Annotated in this window: 1 protein-coding gene and 1 pseudogene; both read left to right on the top strand. The window is 77.1% G+C overall.

The window, feature by feature from the left end; genetic code table 11:
• On the top strand, window positions 1–1,909 hold a 1,909-nt coding region (locus EAD98_RS01575), incomplete at its 5' end, for an FtsK/SpoIIIE domain-containing protein (protein ID WP_121652298.1).
• Between the two features lie 2 nt (window positions 1,910–1,911).
• Window positions 1,912–2,240, top strand: a pseudogene (locus EAD98_RS01570) (hypothetical protein); the annotation flags it as partial.

Here is a 2,240-nt window from a genome sequence, read left to right as displayed (position 1 = left end):
CTGCGTGCTGCTCGCGGGCCACCCGCCCCGGCTGGGGGGCGAGACCCCGCCGCCGCTGGGCGGCACCACCGCGGTCCGGCTCAACGAGCGGTACGCGCAGGTCGGGGACCCGCCCAACGCCCCGTTCAGCCCCGACGGCAGCGGCCTCGCCGCGCCGGTGCTGCTCGACGGTGACCCCCCGCCGGCCTCGGTGCGCGCGCTCGCCGAGCACCTGGGCGCCGCCGCCCGCCGCACCGACGAGCTGCACTTCGCCAAGCTGCTGCCGGAGCGGCGCTGGGCCGAGTCCGCCGCCAACGGCCTGCGGACCGTGATCGGCCGGGCCGGCCGCGCCCCACTGACCGTCGCCTTCGACACTCCGCTGATGGTCGCCTTCGACGACGCCACCCCGCACTGGCTGGTCGGCGGGCGCACCGGCGCCGGCAAGACCGTCTTCCTGCTCGACGTCCTCTACGGGCTGGCCGCCCGCTACTCCCCGGCCGAGCTCCAGCTCTACCTGCTCGACTTCAAGGAGGGCGTCAGCTTCACCGAGTTCGTGCCCACCGGGCGTGACCCGTCCTGGCTGCCGCACGCCCGTGCCGTCGGCATCGAATCCGACCGGGAGTACGGGCTCGCCGTGCTGCGCGAGCTGCGCCGCGAGGCACAACGCCGAGCCACCGCGCTGAAGCGGCACGGCGTCACCAAGCTCGCCGACCTGCCCCGGGGCGATCCGCTGCCGCGCATCGTGGCGGTCATCGACGAGTTCCACGTGCTGCTCGCCGGCAACGACGCGCTGGCCCGGGAGTCCGTCGACCTGCTGGAGGAGCTGGCCCGCAAGGGTCGCTCCTACGGCGTACACCTGGTGCTGGCGAGCCAGAGCATGACCGGCATCGAGGCCCTCTACGGGCGGGCCGAGGCGATCTTCGGGCAGTTCGCGCTGCGGGTGGCGCTGCCCGGTGGCGGCGGGGTGCTCGACCCGCTCAACGACGCCGCCGCGGCCCTGCCGATCGGCTCCGCCGTGGTCAACACCGCCGCCGGCGCGGTCGGCGCCGACACCGTACTGCGCTTCCCCGACGCGCACGCCGCCGCCGCCGACCTCGCCGCGCTGCGCCACGAGCTGTGGCAGGCCCGCCCGCCGGCCGCGCGGCCGCCCGCGGTCTTCAAGGGGTACGAGACGGCGCGGGTCGAGGACGACCCCACCTTCGCCGGTCTGCGCCCCGGTGGCCGGCGCCCGATGGCCCTGGTCGGCCGGACCGTCGACGTGCACGGCACCACCGCGCTGTTCCTGATGGACGCCGCTCCCGGCCGGCACCTCGCCGTGGTGGGCACGGCACCGGCCGGCGCGGACGTGCTGCACGCCGCGACACTGAGCCTGGCCCGGCAACACGCCGCCGGCGACGCCCGGTTCCTGCTGGCCTCCCTGGTCACCGCCGCCGACCCGGTCGCCGACGAGACCGAGACCGCGCTGCGGGCAGCCGGCCACCCGGTGGAACGCGTCGACGCGGCCGGGCTGCGCGACCGGGTCGCCACGCTGGCCGCCGAGCCGGCCGGGCGCGAATACCTGGTGGTGTTCGGCATGGACGCCGCCGCACCGGTGCTCGGGGCGGCCGACCCGGTCACCTTCCGTTCCGGCCTGGACGACCTGCGCACGCTGCTGCGACAGGGCCCCGCCCAGGGGGTGCACCTGCTCGGCTGGTGGCGTGGCCTGCGCCGGCTCGCCGACGACCTGGGCGGCACGCAGAACCGCGACGACGTCGCCTGCCTGGTCGCGCTCAACGTGCCCGGCGCCGAGCTGGCCCTGCACCTCGGGATGCACGACCTCGCCTACACGCCCCGCGCCGACCGGGCGCTGCTGGTCGACCGGCACGACCACCGCACCCGGCTGATCGTGCCGTTCGCCCGCGACGGGCACGAGCCGGACGGGGAGCAGTGACGGTGTCCTTCGAGGAGTACGCGGCGTTGGCCCGCCAGCTCGCCGAGCAGCGCCGCGCCGGCGAGCGGGACGCCGCGGTCGAGTCCGAACGCCGCCGTGACCTGCACGCCGCCGTCGACTACCTGCACCAGCGGCTGACCGCTCAGGGGCACCGCCTCGACCAGCTCGGCCGCGCGATCGGCGTGGACCAGCCGGCCGCCGTCCCGCCACCCGCGACTGGGCACCCGGACCCGACATCCGCGCCGGGGCAGCCGGACTCGCCGCCCGCGCCGGGGTGGGCGGACCCCACTCCCCGACCGGGAAACGGGGGACCCGCCGGCGCGCCGGGGTG

The sequence above is a fragment of the Micromonospora sp. CV4 genome (genome assembly GCF_003667455.1).
In the GTDB taxonomy this organism is placed as follows: domain Bacteria; phylum Actinomycetota; class Actinomycetes; order Mycobacteriales; family Micromonosporaceae; genus Micromonospora.
The sequence above is the reverse complement of the archived record's forward strand: the minus strand, read 5'-3'. Positions and strand labels throughout refer to the sequence as shown.